This is a genomic window from Falcatimonas sp. MSJ-15, assembly GCF_018918265.1.
Taxonomy (GTDB): Bacteria; Bacillota; Clostridia; order Lachnospirales; family Lachnospiraceae; genus Falcatimonas.
On the sequence record NZ_JAHLQC010000003.1, the window covers coordinates 65,395 to 88,662 of the forward strand.

Consider the following 23,268-nt stretch of genomic DNA (forward strand, 5'->3'; position numbering starts at 1 on the left):
TATAATGTTGAATTATGTAGATTAATATAGTACAATTAATGGGTAAATAACTGTTGGAGGATTAAGATGATAGAGAAACTTTACGATGAGGTAATAAGTAAGTTAAGAAAGTATGTAAATTCTATAGATAGACAAGATGTTGACAGCGCAAAAGCTGTTGAAAAGTTTCTGGAAAATCTTATTAACAGAATAGAGTATGTAACAAATATTGATAATACGCATAATGTATTAGAGGGAAGGCTTCTCAGAGAACTTAGAAAGTTTTCTAAAGTATTATTTGTAAAAACTGCTAATAGAAAAATATACGAAGAAAAGATGCAGAGAAATATAGATAGATTGGCTTGGATTAATCTTAAATATAAGATAAACACATCTGCGAGAACATATACGGTAGCTCAGCGAGAAATTTTTTATGCTAATTTGGGAGATAATGTAGGAAGTGAGCAGAATGGCAGAAGACCCGTTATTATATTGCAAAATAACACAGGAAACCGAAAAGGAAATACAACGATTATTGCCCCTGTTACAACGCATCAAAAGAGTGCATTAAAGTATGATACATCAAAAAATATGTATTACATAGAGAAAATTGTAGATGGTAGTATTAAAAGAAAGTATTTAGGTCAATATGAAATTCCACTGAAACTTGAAGGAAAAGAAACTGGATTATATGGATTTATAAATGTAATGCATATGCGTGAAATTGATAGAAAAAGAATTGACAGTAGAAAAGTGGGTATTGCTACGGAAAAATGTTTTGAGGAAGTAATAAAGGCAATAAATAGAAATTTGCAGGTATAATGTTGACACGGACGGTGAATAATGATAGTATAGTAATTACTAAGACGGCTTGTGTCGTCAATAGCAGCGTTTACGCTAGGCGTAAATTAGAGGAAAATCTAAAGTAGCAGAGTGATGCAAGGCATTACTCAATCAAAGGAGCATCTTTCGAGATGCTCTTTTTGACTGTATTTTTTAGATAGTTACCACCCCTTAATCTGTTTAATCTATTTTGCCTGATAATCCTTTATATTTGTTGTAACTATCCATATTATTTCTATGGGCTACCTTCTCAACCAGGAAGCCATTTAAAAATCTCTAGAAAACGTATATCACTTCCGACCAGATTAATATATATCAAAAGAAAACAATGTGGTAATCGTCGGCACTTAGTGCGTTGGAAGGCAAAGACTTCCAACAAACTTAGTACCGTTACGATGTACACTTAGCGAAAGCGGGTTTTTGTTGATATATATTAATCTGGTCGGAGCTTATACACTACCTTGTGAGATTTTTAAATGTATACAGGGTGTTAAGATGGCATATAGTATAGTCGAAATATATATGGGGTATACCCTATGTAAGGAGATTAAGGAAAGGAGGCGAGTGGTATGGTATCAGGAATTAGTAACAATTACATTAACTCATTTTTTAATAATCTGTATGGTAATGGTAGTAACAGCACAAGTAATTCGACATCCACTTTTTTAAGTGACTATGCAAGTATTAAAAATGGCAGTTATAAAAAACTTCTTGGAGCATATTACAGACTGGGCAACAATAATAGTACATCGTCTTCTTCGGACACTACGTCTGAGAGCAAGGATGCGACAAAGAAGATGCAGGCAACTAAACTTGCGGCATCGGATCTTAACAAATCAGCCAAGACACTTATGGATGACAAACTTTTTGCAAAAAATAAATCTGTTAAAGATGAGCAGACTGGCGAAGTGACTTATGAATATGACAGAGATAAGATAGAGAGTGCAGTTAAAGACTTTGTGAAGAATTATAATGCTATGATAGAAAATGCAGGTGATTCTGACTCTAATTCAATCTTAAGCAAAGGCGTAATTCTAACAGGTGCAACGAAAGCTAATACTAATATGCTTGCAAAAGTGGGAATTACAATAGGCAAAGATAATAAGCTGGTACTTAGCGAAGAGGATCTTAAGAAAGCAGATGTAAGCGATATAAAATCATTATTCCATGATAAATATTCTTATGGCAGTACAGTTGAACGTAATTCATCTGCTATGTATTATAGTGCATCTTCTAAGATTAACAGCTATGCGCAAAAATATGGCAGCAGTGGTGTTAATTATGATTATTCGGCATAATTAGTATAATGAGATGACAATTTTTTGGTATTAGTTTTATTTGTTATTTTTATTTATTAATAAATAAAAGATACAGTAGAAAGATTGGCATAAGTATTGGAGCTTCATTCAGAAATTGAGTGAAGCTCCTTTTTATGTAATTATGTGAATTACGTGAAAAGGAATTACGTGAGCAATTACGTGAATTACGTGAAAAGGTAGGTGAGTAATATATATTTCTTGAAAATAAAGTGTTAATGAGCTATAATGAAACTATATGCGATAAAATTTATTTTTATTTTAAGGAGATAGAAAGATGGATTTAATAAATGTAAGAGATCTGTACAGAAATAAAGAAGAGTATCTCGGCAAAGAAGTTGAAGTAGGCGGATGGGTTAGAAGTGTAAGAGATTCTAAGACATTCGGATTTATTGTAATTAATGATGGTACTTTTTTTGAGCCACTTCAGGTAGTATATCATGATGAGATGGCTAACTTTGCAGAAGTTTCAAAACTTAATGTAGGAGCAGCGATTATAGTAAAAGGTACATTAGTAGCAACACCAGAAGCTAAGCAGCCTTTTGAGATTCAGGCAGAAGAAGTATATATAGAAGGTGCATCAGCATCAGATTATCCACTTCAGAAGAAGAGACATTCATTTGAATATTTAAGAACAATCGCACATTTACGTCCAAGAACTAATACATTTGAAGCTGTATTCAGAGTACGTTCACTTGTAGCATACGCAATCCATAAGTTCTTCCAGGAGAGAGATTTTGTATATGTTCATACACCACTTATTACAGGAAGTGACTGTGAAGGTGCAGGTGAGATGTTCCAGGTAACAACAATGGATCTTGCTAATGTGCCTAAGAACGAAGATGGAACAGTTGATTTTTCAAAAGATTTCTTTAACAAACCAACTAACCTTACAGTTTCAGGTCAGTTAAATGGTGAGACATACGCTATGGCATTTAAGAATATATATACATTTGGTCCAACTTTCAGAGCAGAGAATTCTAATACAACAAGACATGCAGCAGAATTCTGGATGATTGAACCTGAGATAGCATTTGCTGATCTTAAAGACGATATGATTCTTGCAGAGAGCATGATCAAATACATTATTAAATATGTTATGGAGAATGCACCAGAAGAGATGCAATTCTTCAACCAGTTTGTAGATAAGGGATTAATCGAGAGACTTAACCATGTTGTTAATTCAGACTTTGGACATGTTACATATACAGAAGCAATTGAGATTCTTGAAAAACATAATGATCAGTTTGATTATAAAGTATCATGGGGATGTGATCTTCAGACAGAACATGAGAGATTCCTTACAGAACAGATCTTTAAACGTCCTGTATTCGTAACTGATTATCCTAAAGAGATCAAAGCATTCTATATGAAGTTAAATGATGATAACAAGACAGTAGCTGCTATGGACTGCTTAGTTCCTGGAATTGGTGAGATTATCGGAGGAAGCCAGAGAGAGGACGATTACGATAAACTTGTTAAGAGAATGGAAGAGCTTGGTCTTAACAAAGAGGATTATGATTTCTATCTTGACCTTAGAAAATATGGTTCAGCAAGACATGCAGGATTTGGTCTTGGATTTGAGAGATGCGTAATGTATGTAACAGGTATGTCTAACATTCGTGACGTAATCCCATTCCCAAGAACAGTTAATAACTGTGAATTATAATATATGACATAGAAGAATCACACCCCACTCGTGTCAGTGCGAAAGGGGTGTGTTTTTTTATAAGAACAGGGGGACATCGAATGAAATTTATACATATATCAGATGTACATCTAGGAGCAGGTAAGGATGTGCTTAGAGAGATTGGAATTAATAGATATGATGAGATATGGCAGACATTTAGAAAGGGTATCGAGACTGCGATTAGGATGCAGCCGGATCTGGTACTTATAACAGGAGATCTTTTTCACAGAGAACCTCTTTTAAAAGAACTTAGAGAAGTTAATTATATTCTGTCAGGACTTAGAGATTCAAAGGTTGTAATAGTTGCAGGCAATCATGATTATATATCAGACAGTTCATATTATAGGACGTTTAAGTGGAGCGATAATATCGATATGATAACTAATGACAAGATAACTTGCATACGTTATGACGATATAAAGACAACTGTATATGGTATGAGCTATCATACAAGAGAGATAAGAGAGAACATATTTGACAATATAGTTCCTGATAATGATGAGATTAATATTCTGATTGCACATGGCGGTGATGAGAAGCATATACCTATGGATTACAAGAAGATATTGTCTAATGGATTTGATTATGTTGCTCTTGGTCATATTCATAAACCTAAGATATACGAGGGCGAGAGGATGGCATACGCAGGTTCGCTTGAACCAACAGATATTAATGACTGTGGAGAAAGAGGAATGATTGTTGGCGAGATCAAGGATGATGGAGCGATTGATATTAAGCCAATACGAATGTGTAAAAGACAATATGTTCATCTTGAAGTCACACTTACACCCGAATGGACCAAATATATGCTGTGTGATAAAGTTGAAGAGATGATAAGAGAGCATGGCAGAGAGAATATATACCGGATTATTCTTAGAGGTCAGAAGTCTATTGATTTTGATGAGGATCTTACAAGTGTATATAGAACAGGAAATGTAATAGACATAGAAGACAAGGCAGTATATACTTATGATTATGACAGATTGTATGAAGAGAATGAAGGCAATCTGATGGGCAATCTTATACAGACACTTAGAAACCGAGATGAAAAGGCACTTTTTTATGGTGTAAAAGCGTTGTATATGGCATCTAATCAGACACTTGAATGAGATAATATAGATGCCAGAGTAAAAAAGATCTAAGCTTACATGAGATTGCTTATGAGTGGGTGAAAGAACTCTTGATTTAACACTTGATTTTGACATTACAAGGTTAGATTATAACTGTAAAATATGCTTGTGTGTGAAGAATGTCAGCATATTTTTGATTAAAAATATGCGATTATCTTAGTTAAAATACATCAGAAAGGACATACCATATATGCTTATAGATGAACTTATGATAGACAATTTTGGAAAACTTAATAATACTGATATAAAGCTTGAACCGGGATTTAATGTGATATATGGAGAGAACGAGTCAGGTAAATCAACAGCATTTGGTTTTATAAAAGCGATGCTGTTTGGCGTTAACAGATCAAGAAGCAGGAATATAGCTGCAGATGAATATACATTTTATGAACCCTGGGTTAATAAGAACTTCTATGAGGGTAAGATGCGTATTAAGACTGGTGGAACTACATATAGGATTGAGAGAGTTTTTAGTAAAAATGGCAGAGAGTTTCATCTTATTGATGAAGAAGAAGGCAAAGAGATATATCCGGATGGTGCGTTGTATAAGAAGATAATTCAGGAACTTAGTGAAGATACATTCAGCAATACGTTATGGATAAGCCAGAATAAGTACAATATAGGCGATGGACTTGTTGGCGAGATTAAGAATTATGTGAGTAATATAAATGGCTCTAAGGCGATGGATATGGATGTTAAGAAAGCCATAGCAGAGTTAAAAAAAGAGAAAAAAGTATTTGAAAAGAAGATAGCCGCACTTGAGATTGCAAGAACGGAAGATGAACTTCAAAGATATGGTGCACTTGATGCTAGTATAATTAAGCTTAAAAATCAGCTAAAAGATATAGAGAATCAGGCAAAAGAATATGGTATAACATTTGAAGAGAAGATTGCAGAGCCTAAGAAAGAACCGGAAGAGAAGAAAGAAGAAAAAGAAGAACCTTTTGACAGTACTACAAAAGCATGGATAATAGTTGCGTTTATATGGTTTTTAAGTATAATTTTTATGTTTTTTGCAGGAGTAGGAGTAGGACTTGTGACAGGAATTCTTACGAGTTTTGCATTTATGATATATAGAATTCTACCACAGTTTCGAAAGGAAGAGGAAAAAGAGGAAGAAAAACCGGAAGAACCTAAGTATGATGAGGCAACAGTTGAGAATAAGAGACGTGAATATACAAGAGCAAGAGATAAGATTAACTGGTCACTTGATGCGTTGTACGATAAGCGTAATACTTATCTTGAACTTAAGGAGCGTTATGAGAAGTTAAAGAGAAAAAAAGCTCAATATAATGAGGAGATAAGGGCAATCAACGTTGCGATTAAGACAATAGAAGAACTCTCTAATGATATACAGTCTGATTTTGGAAGTGATATTAATGAACTTGCATCTGAATATATAAGTTATTTTACAGGTGGCAAATATAGTAATATTACTGTTGATGAAGATTTTAATGTTTTTCTTAATGAGAGGGACAAACTTATAAAGATAGAACAGCTAAGCAGTGGAACAGCGAGACAGGTATATCTTGCTGTAAGGCTTGCTGTGGCGAGAGTGTTGTTTAATGAAGAAAAGATGCCGATATTCCTTGACGAGAGCTTCGCAATGTATGATGATACCAGACTTACGAATACACTTAGAGGTCTTATGAGAATAAGTGCATCTCAGGTAGTCATATTTACATGTGTGAAGAGAGAGATGCATATTCTTGATGAATTAGGAATCAGATATAACAAGATTGTATTAAGATAATGTGATATTAATAATAGCGTCATAGATTTTACAGATAGAATTGTGGCTTTGTTATAAAAAATGATGACTTTGCAATAATGAGAATTGTGTGCTCTGACTCAAATAAGACTATGGGGGCTATGAGATGGCATCTGATAATAACAGAGGAAAACTTGTAACAAGAATACTGTTGCTTATAGTATCTTTGCTTGCAGCAACTATACTTATAATAATATCACCTTATATAATTAAGATTAGAAATATAGAACGTGAGATGTCAGAGATTGCTAATAGTGCAACGGCTGACACTTTTAGAACAAGTGAGACAAGTATATGTTATGATGCGTATGGCAATGAACTTGCCAAATTCAGTGGAATTAAGGATCTGTATTATGTTACATCAGATGAGATTCCCGAATATGTTAAAAATGCTTTTGTCGTAATGGAAGACAGAAGTTTCTATGAACATTCAGGCATTGATATAAAAGGTATAATAAGAGCTGTTGTCGCTAATATAACTAATGGCGGAATTACTCAGGGTGCAAGTACAATTACACAACAGCTTGCAAAGAATACTTTTCTTACACAGGACGTAACCTGGGAGAGAAAGATAAAAGAGATTATTCTCTCAGAAAAACTTGAGAAGAAATTTACCAAAGATGAGATCTTGGAATTCTATCTTAATAATATTTATTTTGGCAATGGATATTATGGAATTGAAGCTGCATGCAGGGGATATTTTGGTAAGACAATATCAGAGACTTCTCTTTCGGAGATAGCATTTTTAAGTTCAATTCCTAATAATCCACAGAAATATGATCCATATACTAATTATGAAAAAACATTAGAGAGACGTAATCTTGTGCTTAATACTATGTACAATGAAGGTGCGATAAGTGGGCTTGACAGAGAGCTTGCAAGGACAGATGAGATTGTGGTAGTGCAGGATGACGAACAGAAATTAGATTATGTTGAGACTTATATTTTTTATTGTGCAACAAGAGCACTTATGCAAAAGAATGGATTTGTGTTCAGATATATGTTTGATAATGAGAATGATGAAGAGATATATGATGAACAATATAGCAGACTGTATTCAGAATATCAGGCATCTCTTTTTACAGGAGGATACAGGATATATACGTCAATAGAACCGGACAAGCAGACACTTTTACAGCAGGCTGTTGATGAAGGACTTGCTGAATTTGATTCTGTTAATGAAGCCGGGATATATGAACTTCAGGGAGCATCGACATGCATTAATAATGATACCGGTATGGTTGCAGCGATAGTAGGTGGAAGAAGTCAGGATACAGAAGGATATACACTTAATCGTGCTTATCAAAGTTACAGACAGCCGGGAAGTTCGATTAAGCCACTTAATGTATATACGCCATATCTGGAGCTTGGGCATAATCCGGACTCTCTTGTGTCTGATACTTATACATCAGGAGGTCCTAAGAATGCTGATGGAGTATATCTTGGGGCGATAACTCTTGAAAAGGCAGTCTGGTTATCTAAGAATGCTGCGGCATGGAATGTATATCAGGAGATTACACCATCATACGGAATGCAGTTTCTTATAGATATGGAGTTTAAGAGGATAGATCCGGTTAATGATTATGGACTTGCAGGTGCACTTGGAGGTTTTACTTATGGTGTCTCAACAGTAGAGATGGCATCAGGATTTGCAACACTCAATAATGATGGCAAGTTCATAAGACCTGGATGTGTTGTTAAGATAACAGATTCGCAGGGCAACATGATTGTGGATAATCAGAATCCTGAGCAAAAAGTGATATATGAAGCTAATGCAGCAAGAATGATGACATCAATTCTTCATAATGATCTTCTATATGGAACAGGTAAGAATATCAATATATCAGATGGTATAGCAGCAGGTAAGACAGGAACGACTAATGATAATAAAGATGGATATTTTGTAGGATATACAAGATATTATACAACAAGTGTCTGGGTAGGATATGATATGCCACGGGAACTTGAAGGATTATATGGAGCAACATATCCGGGACGTATATGGAATCAGTATATGGAACAGATACACGAAGGCAAGGAACTAAAAGAATTTGATTCGTATACTAACTATGATGAGAATAATAGTGGTACAAGTGCAACCGGCACAGATAGTAATAATGCAGGAGATAATCTTGGTGAGAATGCAAGACCATCAGGAGATGGAGACTCAAATATGAATTCCGGTGCATTGCCAGATGCGGAGAGAGATATTGGCACTGGCATAGATTCAGATACTAATAATAATGGTTATTCAGGTGGCAGTAATACTAATAATGGTAATGGTTATTCAGGTGGCAGTAATACTAATAATAATGGTAATGGCTATTCAGGTGACAGTAATAATGGTGGCACTGGAACAGGTGGACTAAGTGGTGATAAGAATAGCCTTGGGATAGAAGAAGATTATACAGGAACTTATCCTAATGAGTAATAGAATGTAATGGTAGAGAATAATTTAAGATCTATATAATGATAGCTAGAATCTGATTACAGCGATAATATATAGTTTACAATAGTAGATAAAAAGTGGTGATAAGATGAGAAGAAAATAACATTCTATAGAGCCAAAAAATTTGAAAATACTATTATGGAATAAAATCAGAACCTGCGATGGAATATGATGAGATGGAGAAGATGATAAGTTAGTGGCAAATATATATTAAATGCTTTTGACTGCCATTATTCAAATGGTTTTACAGAAGGAATTAATAAAAAAGCCACTCGTAAGAGTGGCTTTTAGATTATAAACAAAGTTAATTTTCAAATATTATAACTGGTTATGAGCTTCTTTATATTCAGTAACTTTTTTATGAATACGTTCAACAGGATTAAGTAATTCGCTGATTGAAGCATCATGGTTAAGTGTATCGATGATTAAAGCGATATATTTGCTTAGATCAACACTGATATACCAAGGTTTTTCAAGTAATTCAGGTGTCTGATAAGTAAGGTTAGTTGTAAGAACACGATCGATAAGACCTTTTTCATAATAGTCATCAAACTTAGCAAGACCATTAGTGAACAGACCAAAAGTAGTACAGATAAATACTCTCTTAGCTTTTCTTCTCTTAAGTTCCTTAGCAACATCAAACATACTCTCACCTGAAGATATCATATCGTCAATGATAACAACATCTTTACCTTCAACTGAAGAACCAAGGAATTCGTGAGCAACGATAGGATTACGTCCGTCAACTACACGAGTATAATCACGTCTCTTATAGAACATACCCATATCAAGACCAAGAACGTTAGCAAAGTATACTGCACGTCCCATACCACCTTCGTCAGGGCTGATAATCATCATGTGATCACTGTCGATTACAAGATCATCGATGTTATTTAAAAGACTCTTAATAAACTGATATATAGGCTGAACTGTCTCAAAGCCTTTAAGTGGAATTGCGTTCTGAACTCTAGGATCATGAGCATCAAAAGTGATGATATTCTCAACACCCATGCTTGTAAGTTCCTGAAGAGCAAGTGCACAGTCAAGAGATTCTCTTCCGCTTCTCTTATGCTGTCTGCTTTCATATAAGAAAGGCATAATAACTGTGATACGTCTTGCTTTACCGCCAACAGCAGCAATAATACGTTTCAAATCCTGATAGTGATCATCAGGTGACATATGGTTGACCTGACCACAGAGAGAATAAGTTAAGCTATAGTTACCAACATCAACAAGAAGGTAAAGATCATCACCACGAACAGATTCGTTAATAATACCTTTAGCTTCACCTGAACCAAAACGTGGTACTTTAGCATCTACGATATAAGTATCTCTTTGATAACCTGAGAAAGCAATAGTACTCTTATGCTCATTCTTGCTTTCTTCTCTCCATTTAACAAGGTAATCATTAACCTTATTACCTAAAGCTTTACATCCCTCAAGTGGAATAATTCCAAGAGAACCAACAGGGATAGTTTCAAGATTTCGTTCTTCGCGCAACATAATATTTCCTCCATAAATTAAACGCCATAGCGTATCATAACTTCGTGCCATATGCACACATACATATAATTATATACCATTATGTGTGTGATACGTCAATAGACTTTGTATACAAAAAACTAAGCAAAACTGCAAAACAATTCTCATTAAACAGTTTTTTTCTTAATTCTTATGTCATCACCATACATCTTAAGCATTGTATAAGAGCTTGTCAGACGTGAAAAGATACGTTCTGAGTAACGCTCAATAAGCTCCTGGAAAGACAGATTCGTTGAGATGATTGTAGATTTCTTATTAACAATCCTTTCATTGATACAATAAAAGAGTTTGCTATTAGTAAAAGAATTATTCATCTCAGTTCCAAGATCATCTATAATAAGGAGATCACAGTTAAGAATATGTTCATACATATCTTCTGCCTTAACTTCCGGATCACGATTGAATTCATATTTTGCAAAAGTATCAAAAAGTTCAATAGAAGTAAGATAGATTACACTGTAAGCCTTTTTGATAAGTTCATTAGCAATACAATGTGACAAAAAAGTCTTGCCAACACCGGTGTCACCAAAGAATAAAAGATTGCCATGCATAGTATCAAAAGTATTAAGAAAATCAAGACATGCAGGCATAACATTAGTATGCATATTGTCATAAGAAGTAAGTCCGGTTGCTTCATCAATTCTATCATTAGGATACCAGTCATAAGAGAAATTTTTGAAATTCTCAAAAGCAAGAACTTCTTTGAGATTAGACTGAGTATACAAAAGATCAATTGCTGCCTGCATAAAACAGTGACACTTCTTAGAACCGATATAACCTGTATCTTTGCAGTCAGGACAGTCATACTTCATATCAAGATAATCTGAAGGATAACCATTCTCACGAAGAAGTTTCGCTCTTTTATCTGCCATACATGCGATATCAGATTTGAGTGTTGCAAGAGCATCTGTATCACCGCTTAGGAGCTTTTTAGCCTGACTGACTGACATAGAAGCAATGCTCTTATCAATCTCGGCAATTGCAGGAACATGCTCATATACTTCATTTACTCTTTTATCTTTCTCATGCTTGTGTTCTAATTGCCTGCTGTAATAGGTTCGTAAAATGGTATCATATTGTGAATTTCTAAGAGCCATCTTTTACTACTCCCTTCAATATTATTTAATATCAATAATTTAAAAACTTAATATATCGAAAAACTTTGCTATATTAAAAACCTTTATTATATTGAAAGACTATTGTGATATAGCAAAGGTTTTACTATTAGCTACTTAGCAATTAAACTATTTGTTAAGTAACTGTTTTTCAAGTTCTGCATAATCATAAGAACGCTGTGGAAAACTGTTGAATTTGTTACTGGTTCCAGACTGACGTGCATTAGCTGAAGTCTTTGAGCTATTATTAGTGACATTCTCTTTGGCTTTGGCATCTTTATTCTTAGCATGTTTTTCGTCAAGAACTTTGAGATCACTTAAACCTTTAACTTCCTGTTTTCTCCATTTTTTAAGAATAGAATCTGCATATTCAAAACTTGGCTGATGAATCGTCTGGATTGTACGGTTACATGCTTCTATGATTATATCAAGTGAGAAACCGTAGCTGTTATACCACATATCAATATATTTTTTCTCAGAATCACCAGGACCTCTGCCATTAAGACCAAATGCCTTCATTACAGCAAATACATTCTTTGAATAAGTATTAGTCTGTTCCTTGGCTTCACGCACAGTTCTTATACCGGCTTTGTCCCATTCAAGGGCAACTTTTTCGATATAACGCATGCTCTGTGTACCTTTTGATACACAATATTCAACGAGATAATCTATAAGTTCAGCAGGGAACTTTAGCGTATCATAAAAATATAAGATAGTACTTGCTTCAGTCTGATTAAGCGTCTTGCCAAGATATTTTTCTGTTATAAATAAAAGTTCAGATACTTCGTCATTCTCAAGTAATGGTTTAAGTTCAGACTTGGTATAGATCTTCTTCTTAGGAACATCGTCAGTAACTTCGGTATTATCCTTATTGAATTCACTCTTTAATTCAGTATTAGTATCAGATATATGATTAGAACTACCAGATGAAACTGCTGAATATTCATTATCTTCAGTATAAGAAGCTTTGTTAGAATCCATGACAGAAGCATTATGGGAAGTTCTGTCGGAATTCATAGCTGAAGTATTATAAGAAACATTATCGGAATTCATAGCAGAATAATCATCAGAGTCGGCAATCCTTACAATACCACCCTGTGGTGTTTCACCTGTAAGAGGAAGAATTGTGACACCTGTTAATACTTTTCCACGATACTCTATCTCTACGAGATTGATAGATGCCCAATATCTTAATGCACGTTCTACATCATTATCTGTAATATTAAGTTTATCTGCGATAAAAGAGACAGATACATTCTTTGAAGGGTCAGTAAGACATCGAAGCAGGTATAGATATACCTTAACAAAATCTCCATTAGCCTGCGGCATATAGTTGTCAAAAAAATAGTTAGAAATAGCAGTTGCGTCTGGAATATATGTAGTATTAAGTTTAATATTTGTCATAATAATCCACCTTATCTTAAAATAGTAATCCACAAAACTAATCCACAAAAAAATAGTTTTACACTTATCTTTGTGTATATAAAAGTAAATGTATTATAACACATAAAAAATAAATTTCAAACATTAAATTTTGCGCAAACCTAGTAAAATCAAGGGTTGTAGCGATTTGGTGGAAATTGTGGATAATGTGGATAAGTATAGTGGATAAAAAATATCAGACCCGCAAAGCCAGTAAATACAAGGCTTTAGGACGTGGATAACTAAAAACACATTTTAACAAGAAATCCACACATTTTCCAACACTAAATTGTTGAAAAATATGTGGATAATGTGGATAACTTATCTATTAAGAATGTCCTCGCCCACTTTTAGTATATTTCCGGCACCCATAGTTATCAACAAGTCACCGTTGATACAATGTTCAATTAAAAATTGTTCAATTTCTTCAAAAGAACCAAAATAATATGAATCAGTACCAAGTTTTTTGATTGCATCGCTAAGATCTTTTGAACTTATACCAAGAGTATCAGTCTCTCTTGCGGCATAGATATCTGCAAGAACGACATGATCGGCAGCTGAGAGAGCTTTTGCAAAATCGTCAAACAATGCTTTAGTACGGGTATAAGTATGTGGCTGGAATACACACCATACGTCTTTGTGTGGATATTTAGCTGCAGCACTTAGAGTCGCACTTATCTCATCAGGATGATGTGCATAGTCATCAACAATAGTTATTCCATTATAAGTTCCTTTATATTCAAATCTTCTGTCAGTTCCTTTAAAATGCATAAGTCCGGCTTTTATACTGTCCATATCAATGCCAAGTTCCATTGATAGAGCGATTGCTGATAGAGAATTATATACATTGTGTATACCTGGAACATTAAGAGTGATATGGTCGATTGTTTTACCACTAACCATAAGATCATAAGAACAGCATGCTTTGTCATCAAAGACTATATTACAAGGCGCATATTTACTCTTAGTGGAATCACTGCCGAATGTAATTATATTCTTACAGGTAATGTCATTGTAAAAATACTCGCAATCATCAATATCACTATTAATGATAAGCATACCATCTGCAGGGAGCATTGAAGCGAATTTTTTAAATGAATGTCTTATATCATCAAGATCTTTAAAGAAATCAAGGTGATCAGCTTTGACATTAAGAATAATCTCTATTGTTGGATTGAATGAGAGAAAACTGTTAGTATATTCGCAGGCTTCAGTTACAAAAGTCTCAGACTTACCAACACGAATATTGCCACCTATAGTATTAAGAATACCACCAAGTGATATAGTAGGATCTGCATCGGCAGCAAGTAGAATCTCTGATACCATAGAAGTTGTAGTTGTCTTGCCATGAGTTCCGCTTATATTAATTGCAGTCTTATAATTAGCCATAATCTGTCCAAGAAGTTCAGCTCTTGTAAGAGTAGGAATATTTTTTGCTCTTGCAGCAACAAGTTCTTCATTGGTATCTTTTATTGCAGCAGTATATACAACAAGATCAATATCATCAGTAATATTTTCACCAACCTGTGAATAGAATATTGTGCATCCCAAACTGCTTAAGTGATCTGTAAGGGCAGATTCCTTAGAATCAGAACCCTGAATGTGAAAACCTTCATTGACAAGTATCTCAGCAAGACCGCTCATGCTGATGCCACCGATGCCTATGAAGTGTATGTTAGCAGGTTTATTAAAATTAATTTTATACATTAGAGTAACCTTCCTATCTTTAATATAGAATATAAACTATGATATTCCGCCCTTGGGCGAACTTTACCGTATAAGTATTATAACATTATTGTTCAAAAATAAAAGTAAAAGTTTCTTTTTTGTAAGTTAGAGCGTAAAACTAACTACCTTTAAGTGGCGGTTAGTTAACTTAACATATATACAATAAGAAAGCAAACATGCGATTATTGAGTAAATAACTGTCATGCGATTATTGAGTAAATAACTGTTAAGTGGTTAGTTAACTTATGCATAGGAATAGGAAAAAAGACCTAACGAATGAGCGAGAGTACTATAAAAATGATATAAAAATGATACAAAACAGGAACAAATTTTCTGATAAATAAAAAATGGTAACGGATTCATACGATAATAGTAGGAAAAAAGAACTGTAATAAAGCTAAAAATAAAAAACAAAGCGGTAAAAAAATATCAATCGGTTAAATCTAAAAAAATATTAATACAATAGAAAAAAACTGTATATAATTTTTTATTATTACTTTAATGAAAGAAAAAAATATGCTATAATACAGGTAAGTTAGAAAATGAGAGCCCGCTTTCGTTTGACAAACTGAAGGTATTTCTGTAAAAGTTCCGTAAAAGAGAGATACTTTCACAAAAAGAGAGACAATTTTACAAATTAACAAAGAAATTGTTCTCAAAAATAACATTACAGAGGTGATAGCGTGTGATTAAGAAAGAAATGATAGCCATGTTATTGGCTGGTGGTCAAGGAAGCAGATTAGGTGTATTAACCGCAAAGGTTGCCAAACCTGCTGTTGCATTTGGGGGCAAATACAGAATCATTGATTTCCCACTTAGCAACTGTATTAATTCAGGAATCGATACAGTCGGAGTTTTAACGCAATATCAGCCATTAAGACTGAATGCGCATATAGGAATAGGTATTCCTTGGGATCTTGATAGAAACGTTGGTGGTGTTACTGTTCTTCCACCTTATGAGAAGAGTAACAGCAGTGAGTGGTATTCAGGTACTGCTAATGCGATCTATCAGAACCTTGCATATATGGATTCTTATAATCCGGATTATGTATTAATCCTTTCAGGTGATCATATCTATAAGATGGATTACGAAGTGATGCTTGATTACCATAAGGCTAACAATGCTGATGTAACAATAGCAGCAATGCCTGTACCTATGGAAGAAGCAAGCAGATTCGGTATCGTTGTTACAGACGAGAAGAATAAGATAACAGACTTCCAGGAGAAGCCGGAACATCCAAGAAGTAATTTAGCTTCAATGGGTATCTACATATTCAGTTATAAAGTCTTAAAAGAGGCTTTGTTAAAATTATCAAATCAGCCGGGATGTGATTTTGGTAAGCATATAATTCCTTATTGCCATGAGAATGGTAAGAGATTATTCGCTTATGAATATAATTCATATTGGAAAGACGTTGGTACACTTGGTTCATATTGGGAAGCTAATATGGAACTTATTGATATAATTCCTGTATTTAATCTATATGAAGAATACTGGAAGATATATACTAAGAGTGATGCACTTCCACCACAGTATGTTGCAGATACTGCCAAGATAGAAAAATGTATAATTGGCGAAGGTTCTAACATATATGGTGAAGTATACAGTTCAGTAATTGGCTGTGGTGTAACTGTTGAAGAAGGCGCAGTTATAAAAGATTCAATTATTATGAAAGGCGCAGTAATTGGTAAGAATACTAAGATTGATAAAGCAATAATTGCTGAAGATGTAGTTATTGGAGATAATTGTATAATTGGTGAAGGTGAAGATGTACCTAATGAAAAAGAGCCAAAAATATACTCATTTGGACTTGCCACAATCGGAGAAGGCGCAGTTATACCTGATGGAGTTACAATCGGTAAGAATGTAGCGATAACAGGTGTGACAACAATTGAAGACTATGACAATGGAGTTCTTGCGAGTGGAAAGAGTTTGATTAAGGCAGGTGAAGTATAATGAGAGCAATAGGTATTGTTTTAGCAGGCGGTAATAATAAGAACATGAAAGAGTTGTCAATTAAGAGAGCAATCTCAGCGATGCCAATAGCAGGAAGCTATAGAAGTATTGACTTTGCACTCAGTAATATGACTAACTCACATATTAAGAAAGTAGCAGTAATAACACAGTATAATGCAAAATCACTTAATGAGCATTTAAGCTCATCAAAATGGTGGGATTTCGGAAGAAAACAGGGTGGACTTTATGTTTTTACACCAACAATAACTTCTGAGAATAGCTATTGGTATAGAGGAACAGCAGATGCAATATATCAGAACATAAGCTTTTTAAAGAGCAGCCATGAGCCTTATGTTGTAATTGCATCAGGGGATGGAGTATATAAGCTTGATTATGGTAAGGTATTAGAATACCACATTGAGAAAAAAGCAGATATAACAGTTGTATGTACAGATCTTCCTAAGGGAGATGATGTGACAAGATTTGGTGCATTGAAACTTAATGATGATATGAGAATTACTGACTTTGAAGAAAAACCAGTTGAGACAGATGCGACAACAGTTTCAACAGGTATATATATAATAAGAAGAAGACAGTTAATAGAGCTTCTTGAAAAAGCGGCATCAGAGGACAGACATGATTTTGTAAAAGATATACTTATAAGATATAAGAACATTAAGAGAATATATGGCTACAAGATGGAAAGTTACTGGAATAGTATCTCAAGTGTTGAGGCATACTATAGAACAAATATGGACTTCTTAAAACGAGAGGTAAGGGATTATTTCTTTAACCAATACCCAGAAGTGTTCTCAAAGGTTGAAGATCTTCCGCCGGCGAAGTATAATCAAGGAGCGGAGGTTAAAAACAGCCTTATATCGAGTGGATGTATCGTTAATGGTACAGTAGAGAATTCGGTTATATTCAAGAAGGCTTATATTGGTAATAATTGTGTTATTAAGAATTCAATTATTCTAAATGATGTATATATAGGTGACAATACCTATATTGAGAATTGTATTGTTGAAAGCAGAGATACAATTAGGGCTAATATGAGGTATGTAGGTGAAGAAGGTGAGATAAAAGTAGTTTTAGAGAAAAATGAACGATATACACTCTAATTCATTTAACAAAACCTTCCGATACATAAGTTAGCCACGGCAAGATTTAATGTAACAATTATACAGACTAGGAAGGGGTTTTGCTAAAATGCAAATTACAGACGTAAGAGTAAGAAAAGTATCAAAGGATGGAAAAATGAAAGCTGTTGTTTCTATCACTATCGATAATGAATTTGTTGTTCATGACATCAAAGTTATCGAAGGTGAGAAAGGATTATTTATCGCAATGCCAAGCCGTAAGGCAGCAGACGGTGAATACCGTGATATAGCTCATCCTATTAACTCAGAGACAAGAGACAGAATTCAGAATATTATCCTTGATAAGTATGAGACAACACTTATCGAAGGAGATGCAGAAACTGTTTCTGAAGAATAATAATTATTATTATGCGTTAAGAAAATGTGCAGGAAGCCACGCTAAAGTTAATATGCTTTAGTGTGGCTTTTTTGCAGTTTCCTGATTTATTGTTAAAGCAGTTTTTATGCCGCTTTTTTTGTATAGATTTAAGATTGTGGTAAAAATAGCCACTTTTTTGTATAATCTTAGGCACTAAAACGTTCTGCCACATGCTCAAGACTGTGTAACATATCAGGATCAATATCTATGCATTTAGAAGCATCTCGACTACCTGATATATCCCATGCTAATGTATCATTTAGTATAGTGCATGAATTCATAAATAGATTAATATCTTTTAATGGTTTAAAAACTTCTTTGTCTAATAAATTTTTTGCATTATAACATACAATTTTACCGTCTTCAAAATATACATATACCGTATAATCTTCATAAGGAATAACCTGAACTACTTTATAAAACATAGTAAAATCCTCCTTGTAAGTTTAGACTAATGGATTGATCTATATAATTATTATAATATACATTTTATATAAAAGGCAATATTTCTGCTAAAGTTGTAATAATAAAACATATGTGCTAGAATATTATCTGTTGCGATTAACTGATAGATACATTAGGAGGATTAAAGATGTATATAGTTGTAGGTCTCGGTAATCCGGACAAAGAATATGATAATACAAGACATAATATAGGCTTTGCAGTAATAGATGCAATAGCTGATAAATATAATATATATGTAGATACTAAGAAACATAAAGCACTTATTGGAAAAGGAATTATTGAAGGCAACAAAGTTGTACTTGCAAAGCCACAGACATACATGAACTTAAGTGGTGAGAGCGTAAGAGAACTTGTTGATTTCTATAAGATTAATCCTGAAGACGAGCTTATAGTAATATATGATGACATCGCACTTGATGTTGGAAGACTTAGAGTAAGACCTAAAGGAAGTGCAGGAGGACATAACGGAATTAAGAATATAATTGCATGCACAGGAACAGATATATTCCCAAGAATAAGAGTCGGAGTAGGCGATAAGCCTAAGAACTATGACCTTGCAGATTACGTACTTGGACATTTTTCTAAGGAAGAACAGACTATAATGAAAGATGGAATTGATGAGGCAATAGAAGCACTTGTCGATATTATGAACGAAGATGTAAGCTATGCCATGAATCGCCACAATTCAAAAAAATAATAAATAGTTAATTGCATGATCCAAATCAAAATGATTTTTAATGTTGATGAATAAAATGATAACGTGGTTTTACAATTAATTAAATAATATATTAACAGGAGGCGAAGAGATGAAAAGTTTGGACAGTCCATTAATGGAACTTTATGAATATGATAATATCCGCAAAGATATAGCAAATGGTAATACACCAGTGCTTGTTACAGGATGTACTAACTGTGAAAAGGCACATATTATGAGTAGTTTTGGCGATCTGTCAAAGCAGAAGATTGTAATAACTTACAGTGAGATAAGAGCAAGAGAACTTTTGCAGGATTACTCTTTTTTTACAGATAATGTATATTACTATCCGGCTAAGGATCTTATATTCTATAGTGCAGATATACATGGTAATCTTATTATTAATGAACGAATGGATGTTATAAAACATCTGTTTGAAGATGATGAGATTACTGTGATTATGACAGTTGATGCACTGTTTGACAGACTTTTGCCACCTGATAAGATTAAAGAGAATATTATAACTATTGAGAACGATGCAGAGATAGATCTTGATAAATTAAAAGATACTCTTGTAATGCTTGGATATGAACGAACACTTCAGATAGAAGGTAAAGGGCAGTTTGCAATAAGAGGTGGAATTATTGATATATATCCACTTACGCAGGATGCACCAGTAAGAATAGAACTGTGGGATACTGTTGTAGATTCGATAAGGAGTTTTGATATAGACAGTCAGCGTTCAGTTGAGAATATGGACGAACTTAAGATATATCCGGCAAGAGAGATAATACTTACAGACAAGGAGACTAAGTCAGGAATAGCCAAGATAAAAAAAGAGATGGAGAGCTACTCTAAGACTCTTCTTAAAGAAGACAGATTAGAAGAAAGTCATAGAATAAAGACAATTATTCAGGAATTTATAGAGAATCTTGAAGAATGTGAGAGCGGAATGGCACTAGAAGGATATATACAATATTTTTATAAAGACACAGTATCATTCCTTGATTATTTTTATAAAGATTCGCTTATTATAATAGATGAACCACAGAATGTAAGAGAAAAATGTGAGAATACGCAGGAAGAATTCAGAGAGAGTATGGTTGGAAGGATTGAAAAAGGTTATATACTTCCCGGACAATCAGATATGATATACAACTCAAAAGAGATTCTTGCAAGACTTGCCGGAGCAAAAAAAGAAGTCGTATTTGCTACATTTACGCCAAAACTTGACTATATTCATGTTAAGAACGAACGCTTCATAGATGTTCGCAATATTAATTCATATAATAACAGCTTTGAACTTCTGGTTAAAGATCTTAAGAAATATGTAGAAGAAAAATATAAACTTGCACTTTTATCCGGTTCAAGAACAAGAGCAGAGAGACTTGCAGGAGATTTAAGAGAATTCGGGCTTAATGCAGTATACTCCGACAAGTATGATGAGAAACTTAAGCCCGGAGAGATAAGAGTATACTATGGTAATTTAAGACGAGGCTTTGAATATCCGTCTATTAAGTTTGCGATTATAACAGAGAGCGATATATTTGGAGCAAAAGAGAAGAAAAAGCGAAAAAAGACACGCTATGAAGGTAAAAAAATACAGAGCTTTACAGATCTTAACATTGGTGATTATGTTGTACATGAAAATCATGGACTTGGCATATACAGAGGAATTGAGAAAGTTGAAGTAGATAAAGTTACCAAAGATTATATAAAGATTGAGTATGCAGGAAGTGGCAATCTGTATGTACCGGCAACAGGTCTTGATGTAATTATGAAATATGCAGGAAGTGATGCAAAGAAGCCAAAACTTAACAAACTTGGTACTAAGGAATGGATTAATACAAAGACAAAAGTAAGAGGTGCAGTCAAAGAGATAGCGAAAGAACTTGTCGAACTATATGCAAAAAGACAGAATACAGAAGGATATATGTATGGACCGGATACAGTATGGCAGACAGAATTTGAAGAGATGTTTCCTTATGAAGAGACACAAGATCAGCTTCTTGCCATAGAAGCTACCAAAAAAGATATGGAAAGCCATAAAGTTATGGATAGACTTATCTGTGGTGACGTAGGCTATGGTAAGACAGAGATTGCAATAAGAGCGGCATTTAAGGCAGTACAGGAAGGCAAACAGGTAGTATATCTTGTTCCGACAACGATTCTTGCCAAACAGCATTTTACAAACTTTGAACAGAGAATGAAAGATTATCCGGTAAAAGTAGAACTATTATGCAGATTCAGAACACCGGCACAGAATAAGAAGACCATTGAAGAACTCAAAAAAGGTATGGTAGATATTGTAATAGGAACACATAGAATATTGTCAAAAGATGTTAAGTTTAAAGATCTTGGACTGCTAATAATAGATGAGGAACAACGTTTTGGTGTTGCACACAAAGAGAAGATAAAACAGATGAAAGAGAATATAGATGTTCTTACACTTACAGCAACACCTATTCCAAGAACACTTCACATGAGCCTTATTGGAATAAGAGATATGAGTGTTTTAGAAGAACCACCTATTGACAGACTTCCTATACAGACATTTGTCACAGAATATAATGAAGAGATGGTAAGAGAAGCTATTAATAGAGAACTTGCAAGAGGTGGACAGGTATATTATGTATATAATAGAGTCAATGATATAGATGAAGTGACAACAAGAGTTGCAAAACTTGTTCCGGAAGCAACAGTATCATTCATTCATGGACAGATGAGTGAAAGAGAAGTTGAGAAGATTATGTATGATTTTATTAATGGAGATATAGATGTTCTTGTTGCAACAACTATTATAGAGACAGGATTAGACATATCTAACGTTAATACAATGATTATCCATGATGCAGACCAATTAGGACTATCACAGTTATATCAGCTTCGTGGACGTGTTGGAAGATCTAACAGGACTTCGTATGCTTTTTTGATGTACAGACGCAATAAGATGCTAAAAGAAGTGGCAGAAAAGCGACTTCATGCAATAAGGGAGTTTACAGAACTCGGTTCAGGATTTAAAATAGCTATGAAAGACCTTGAGATACGAGGTGCTGGTAATCTTCTTGGTGCCGAGCAGCATGGACATATGGAAGCAGTAGGATATGATCTATACTGTAAGATGCTTAACGAGGCGGTTAATGCAGCCAAAGGCAAAGAAGAAGAGGAAGATTATGAGACTTCAATAGATATAGATGTCGATGCATATATTCCAGCAACCTATATCAAGAGTGAGATGCAAAAACTTGATGTATATAAGCGTATTGCTGCTATTACAACAGAAGAAGAATTGATGGATATACAGGATGAGCTTATAGATCGTTTTGGCGAGCCGCCACGTTCAGCGGTTAACCTTATTAATGTTGCATTTCTTAAGTCTATGGCGCATGAAGGCTATATAGAAGATGTTAAGGGTAACAGGGCAGAGCTTACTCTTAAGATGTATAAGAAAGCCAAAGTTAATACAGAACTTATCTCGACATTAGTTAATAACTATGGCAGGAACCTGAGAGTAATCCCAGGTGAAGAACCGGTATTTGTATATAAGTTTAAAAAAGAAGATGTTAAAGATAATGACACATATATGGATACAGTAAAAAGAGTTCTTACAGATATATGCTCACTGCGCATTAAATAAAAGATGTAAGAA

At 34.2% G+C, this 23,268-nt stretch carries 17 protein-coding genes; 12 read left to right on the forward strand and 5 right to left on the reverse strand.

Features of this window, described 5'->3' with window-relative positions; all coding sequences use genetic code 11:
* Positions 1 to 66 precede the first annotated feature (66 nt).
* From KQI85_RS02670 to KQI85_RS16890, 7 genes are all read left to right on the forward strand, one after another.
* Positions 67 to 801: a type II toxin-antitoxin system PemK/MazF family toxin gene (locus KQI85_RS02670; protein WP_216574555.1), complete on the forward strand. Its 735-nt coding sequence runs from the start codon at positions 67 to 69 to the stop codon at positions 799 to 801.
* Positions 802 to 1,391: 590 nt separating this feature from the next.
* Positions 1,392 to 2,120, forward strand: a complete 729-nt coding sequence (locus KQI85_RS02675) for a hypothetical protein (RefSeq protein ID WP_216574556.1) — start codon at positions 1,392 to 1,394, stop codon at positions 2,118 to 2,120.
* 295 nt (positions 2,121 to 2,415) lie between these two features.
* The gene (gene asnS, locus KQI85_RS02680; protein WP_216574557.1) at positions 2,416 to 3,807 is read left to right on the forward strand and encodes an asparagine--tRNA ligase; all 1,392 of its coding nucleotides are present in this window, start codon (positions 2,416 to 2,418) and stop codon (positions 3,805 to 3,807) included.
* 80 nt (positions 3,808 to 3,887) lie between these two features.
* The gene (locus KQI85_RS02685) at positions 3,888 to 4,937 is read left to right on the forward strand and encodes a DNA repair exonuclease (RefSeq protein ID WP_216574558.1); all 1,050 of its coding nucleotides are present in this window, start codon (positions 3,888 to 3,890) and stop codon (positions 4,935 to 4,937) included.
* A gap of 211 nt (positions 4,938 to 5,148) precedes the next feature.
* Entirely contained in the window at positions 5,149 to 6,711 is a 1,563-nt protein-coding gene (locus tag KQI85_RS02690; RefSeq protein WP_216574559.1) for an ATP-binding protein, read from the forward strand.
* A gap of 124 nt (positions 6,712 to 6,835) precedes the next feature.
* Positions 6,836 to 9,160 carry a transglycosylase domain-containing protein gene (locus KQI85_RS02695; protein WP_216574560.1) on the forward strand — a complete coding sequence of 775 codons (2,325 nt, stop codon included), beginning with the start codon at positions 6,836 to 6,838 and terminating at the stop codon, positions 9,158 to 9,160.
* 225 nt (positions 9,161 to 9,385) lie between these two features.
* Positions 9,386 to 9,469: a hypothetical protein gene (locus tag KQI85_RS16890; RefSeq protein ID WP_216574725.1), complete on the forward strand. Its 84-nt coding sequence runs from the start codon at positions 9,386 to 9,388 to the stop codon at positions 9,467 to 9,469.
* Positions 9,470 to 9,496: 27 nt separating this feature from the next.
* Here KQI85_RS16890 and KQI85_RS02705 read toward each other — a convergent pair whose 3' ends face one another.
* From KQI85_RS02705 to murC, 4 genes are all read right to left on the reverse strand, one after another.
* Complete coding sequence (locus KQI85_RS02705) at positions 9,497 to 10,681, reverse strand: ribose-phosphate pyrophosphokinase (protein WP_216574561.1); 1,185 nt, start codon at positions 10,679 to 10,681, stop codon at positions 9,497 to 9,499.
* 146 nt (positions 10,682 to 10,827) lie between these two features.
* Complete coding sequence (locus KQI85_RS02710; RefSeq protein WP_216574562.1) at positions 10,828 to 11,817, reverse strand: ATP-binding protein; 990 nt, start codon at positions 11,815 to 11,817, stop codon at positions 10,828 to 10,830.
* A gap of 147 nt (positions 11,818 to 11,964) precedes the next feature.
* Positions 11,965 to 13,239 (reverse strand): DnaD domain protein, encoded by a 1,275-nt coding sequence (locus tag KQI85_RS02715; RefSeq protein WP_216574563.1) that lies wholly within the window; start codon positions 13,237 to 13,239, stop codon positions 11,965 to 11,967.
* 339 nt (positions 13,240 to 13,578) lie between these two features.
* Positions 13,579 to 14,964, reverse strand: a complete 1,386-nt coding sequence (murC, locus tag KQI85_RS02720) for a UDP-N-acetylmuramate--L-alanine ligase (protein WP_216574564.1) — start codon at positions 14,962 to 14,964, stop codon at positions 13,579 to 13,581.
* A 706-nt stretch (positions 14,965 to 15,670) separates the two neighbouring features.
* On the opposite strand from murC, the gene KQI85_RS02725 reads away from it, so the two are divergent.
* The 3 genes from KQI85_RS02725 to spoVG all read left to right on the forward strand — a co-directional run bounded on the left by KQI85_RS02725 (position 15,671) and on the right by spoVG (position 18,439).
* Entirely contained in the window at positions 15,671 to 16,942 is a 1,272-nt protein-coding gene (locus KQI85_RS02725; protein ID WP_371820522.1) for a glucose-1-phosphate adenylyltransferase, read from the forward strand.
* Positions 16,942 to 18,063 (forward strand): glucose-1-phosphate adenylyltransferase subunit GlgD, encoded by a 1,122-nt coding sequence (gene glgD, locus KQI85_RS02730; RefSeq protein WP_216574565.1) that lies wholly within the window; start codon positions 16,942 to 16,944, stop codon positions 18,061 to 18,063. Before KQI85_RS02725 ends, glgD begins: the two co-directional genes overlap by 1 nt.
* 88 nt (positions 18,064 to 18,151) lie before the next feature.
* Complete coding sequence (gene spoVG / locus KQI85_RS02735; RefSeq protein WP_216574566.1) at positions 18,152 to 18,439, forward strand: septation regulator SpoVG; 288 nt, start codon at positions 18,152 to 18,154, stop codon at positions 18,437 to 18,439.
* A 167-nt stretch (positions 18,440 to 18,606) separates the two neighbouring features.
* Here the strand turns inward: spoVG and KQI85_RS02740 are convergent, their stop codons facing one another.
* Complete coding sequence (locus tag KQI85_RS02740; RefSeq protein ID WP_216574567.1) at positions 18,607 to 18,885, reverse strand: DUF2442 domain-containing protein; 279 nt, start codon at positions 18,883 to 18,885, stop codon at positions 18,607 to 18,609.
* 167 nt (positions 18,886 to 19,052) lie between these two features.
* Between KQI85_RS02740 and pth the strand changes: the two genes are divergently transcribed.
* A complete protein-coding gene (pth, locus tag KQI85_RS02745; protein WP_216574568.1) occupies positions 19,053 to 19,622 on the forward strand; it encodes an aminoacyl-tRNA hydrolase in 570 nt (189 codons plus the stop codon).
* 109 nt (positions 19,623 to 19,731) lie between these two features.
* Positions 19,732 to 23,256 carry a transcription-repair coupling factor gene (gene mfd / locus KQI85_RS02750; RefSeq protein WP_216574569.1) on the forward strand — a complete coding sequence of 1,175 codons (3,525 nt, stop codon included), beginning with the start codon at positions 19,732 to 19,734 and terminating at the stop codon, positions 23,254 to 23,256.
* The last annotated feature ends 12 nt before the right edge of the window (positions 23,257 to 23,268 follow it).

Excerpts from the sequence above, each read along its gene's own strand:
- KQI85_RS02670 (WP_216574555.1), top strand. The coding sequence starts at position 67 with ATGATAGAGAAACTTTACGATGAGGTAATAAGTAAGTTAAGAAAGTAT.
- KQI85_RS02675 (WP_216574556.1), top strand. The coding sequence starts at position 1,392 with ATGGTATCAGGAATTAGTAACAATTACATTAACTCATTTTTTAATAAT.
- asnS (WP_216574557.1), top strand. The coding sequence starts at position 2,416 with ATGGATTTAATAAATGTAAGAGATCTGTACAGAAATAAAGAAGAGTAT.
- KQI85_RS02685 (WP_216574558.1), top strand. The coding sequence starts at position 3,888 with ATGAAATTTATACATATATCAGATGTACATCTAGGAGCAGGTAAGGAT.
- KQI85_RS02690 (WP_216574559.1), top strand. The coding sequence starts at position 5,149 with ATGCTTATAGATGAACTTATGATAGACAATTTTGGAAAACTTAATAAT.
- KQI85_RS02695 (WP_216574560.1), top strand. The coding sequence starts at position 6,836 with ATGGCATCTGATAATAACAGAGGAAAACTTGTAACAAGAATACTGTTG.
- KQI85_RS02705 (WP_216574561.1), bottom strand. The coding sequence starts at position 10,681 with ATGTTGCGCGAAGAACGAAATCTTGAAACTATCCCTGTTGGTTCTCTT.
- KQI85_RS02710 (WP_216574562.1), bottom strand. The coding sequence starts at position 11,817 with ATGGCTCTTAGAAATTCACAATATGATACCATTTTACGAACCTATTAC.
- KQI85_RS02715 (WP_216574563.1), bottom strand. The coding sequence starts at position 13,239 with ATGACAAATATTAAACTTAATACTACATATATTCCAGACGCAACTGCT.
- murC (WP_216574564.1), bottom strand. The coding sequence starts at position 14,964 with ATGTATAAAATTAATTTTAATAAACCTGCTAACATACACTTCATAGGC.
- glgD (WP_216574565.1), top strand. The coding sequence starts at position 16,942 with ATGAGAGCAATAGGTATTGTTTTAGCAGGCGGTAATAATAAGAACATG.
- spoVG (WP_216574566.1), top strand. The coding sequence starts at position 18,152 with ATGCAAATTACAGACGTAAGAGTAAGAAAAGTATCAAAGGATGGAAAA.
- KQI85_RS02740 (WP_216574567.1), bottom strand. The coding sequence starts at position 18,885 with ATGTTTTATAAAGTAGTTCAGGTTATTCCTTATGAAGATTATACGGTA.
- pth (WP_216574568.1), top strand. The coding sequence starts at position 19,053 with ATGTATATAGTTGTAGGTCTCGGTAATCCGGACAAAGAATATGATAAT.
- mfd (WP_216574569.1), top strand. The coding sequence starts at position 19,732 with ATGAAAAGTTTGGACAGTCCATTAATGGAACTTTATGAATATGATAAT.